Source organism: Tenacibaculum caenipelagi (genome assembly GCF_004363005.1).
In the GTDB taxonomy this organism is placed as follows: Bacteria; Bacteroidota; Bacteroidia; order Flavobacteriales; family Flavobacteriaceae; genus Polaribacter; species Polaribacter caenipelagi.
Window position 1 is genome coordinate 1 of record NZ_SNYH01000011.1, and the last position, 2284, is coordinate 2284.

Consider the following 2284-nt stretch of genomic DNA (forward strand, 5'->3'; position numbering starts at 1 on the left):
TAGTTAATAAATGCTCAAATGGTGTTCAATGTACAGAAGAAGAACACCAAGAAAACCGACGTTCGAAATTTATAATTGTTAATGATTATAAATAGCTAAAAATAAGTAATTAGTCTCCCGTAGAGTAGTTTTCTTTTGCCCTGATCCAATTCCGCATATTGGATTGGGGTTTTTAATTAATTAAAAAATCTAAAATTTAAGGTATGCGACTTTTGATTTAGCAATGACTTATTTTTGTGAATTGAAGTAAAAAAAGAGTTCACTATTTTAATAGAATCTTCACCTGAAAGTCTAATTACAGATATAGCGCCAACCCCAGCAGGAGTAGCTAAAGCAATAATTGTATCGTTTTGTATTATGCTGTAAAATTGCCCACTTAAAAAAGAAATTTAATTAAATATTTTGAACATATTTTTTTCCTGTAAAGACACAGGGGAAAACACCTTTTTTTAGAAAATCATTTTTAAAAACTAAAAATATGCATTACATTTGGTATAAGAGTTTTGATACTCAAAAAACGTTAACCTCTCAAAAATAATACATTCCCACCTCGTATTATTTTTATATCCTCAGTAAAATTTTTAGAACATTCTTGTGTATTTACGCTTGTGTATTCATGTATTACAAATTGTAATATATAGGAAACAAGTACCCTTTAATTTACACTACCCACAACCCTATGTGGTTTTATTAGAAAGCGGATAACCCCAAACCCCAACCAACCCCATTTTACCCCATCCCCGTATGGGTTTTAGATTAAACTAAAACTTTAGTAAGGAAAATGTTGTCTAAACTAGTTTAGAGAGCATTATAAAAGTTAATCTCTTAAAATTTTAGATATGGGAATGAAAACTACTCATTTAAAAAAACTAATTTTTATTGTTTTGCTGTTGTGCGGAGGTCTAGTATTTTCACAGACAACAGTTACAATGCAAGCTCCATGTAATGTTTCTGGTTGCGGCGCTCAAGACGTCGAAATTGGAAGTGTTTATATTGGAGACATTAATGGAGATCCGATAACTACATGTACGGTTGGTGATCCATTAACAGATATCTATTTATATGTAGATATTTCTAAAGCTGCAAGTAAAATAGATTTATACTTACAGTTTTACTTAATGAATGGTACCGATAAGATTGATAAAGACGGAAACGTTTATGTAGGTACCGACAAAATAAGTATAGGTATATCAGGGTCAATTAGTCCAGGAGTTTATCAGATGTTTGAACTGGTGAATTACACATGCGGTGAAGAATTAACCTTAACAGATGTTTATATTTCATGGCAAACTCCAGGTAGTATTGTAGGTCCAGGTTGTGCTACACAACAGTCAAAATGTTCTGGTGAAAATTTACCACCAATAGATGTACAAACACCAATTGCACCAGATTTTACGTTTGAATATAATTGTGGAACAGGAGGTAGTGGCTTTCAAGGAGCAACCTATACAAATACTTCTACAGGAGGAGATGGAACCTTAACATATCAATGGACTTTTGGAACAGATTCTTCTCCATCAATGGCAACAACTGAAGGACCTCATTTAGTTAATTACACTAGTTCAGGAACTAAAATGGTAACCTTAATTGTAACCGATGAAGACGGAGATACAAATTCAATAACGAAAAATATTAATATTGATAGTACTCCAAACGCAGGTATAGTAGGAACAAATGCTAGTTGCTATGGAGGAAGTGATGGAGCAGCAGATTTAACTGTAACAGGAGGAAAAGCACCGTATACTTACTTATGGAATACGGGAGCTACTACTGAGGATATTAGTGGCTTAACAGAAGGAACATACGATGTTGTCGTTACAGATGCTAACGGTTGTATTGCATTAGCAGAAGTTACTATTACACAACCCCAAGAATTATCACTTTCTCTTTTAGGAAGTGATTTAAGTTGTGGAGGAAGTGATGGAGCTATTGATTTAACAGTATCAGGAGGAATAGCACCTTACACCTATTTGTGGAATACAGGAGCAACTACTGAAGACCTTAGTGGTTTAATAGAAGGAACGTATACGGTTACCGTTACGGATGCCGATGGATGTCAAAAAGAAGACTCAATCACTTTAGTGTCAATAGATAATGAAAACCCTGTTATTAGTGTACCCGAAAATTTAGGAATAGAAGGTTGTGATGAAAATGATATTACAGCTCTTAATGCTAGATATCCTTTTAGTTTATCAGAATCTTCTGATATTAAAGATAGTTTTGTTACTACTGGTTATACTGCCTCAGATGATGGAGTAATTGCTAGTATAACATACATAGATGA

At 33.5% G+C, this 2284-nt stretch carries 2 pseudogenes; one reads left to right on the plus strand and one right to left on the minus strand.

From position 1 onward, the window contains the following. Positions 1-194: 194 nt before the first annotated feature. Positions 195-359 (minus strand): annotated as a pseudogene (locus DFQ07_RS15415) (tRNA uridine-5-carboxymethylaminomethyl(34) synthesis GTPase MnmE); the annotation flags it as partial. A 486-nt stretch (positions 360-845) separates the two neighbouring features. Between DFQ07_RS15415 and DFQ07_RS15420 the strand changes: the two are divergent. Next, positions 846-2284, plus strand: a pseudogene (locus tag DFQ07_RS15420) (PKD domain-containing protein); the annotation flags it as partial.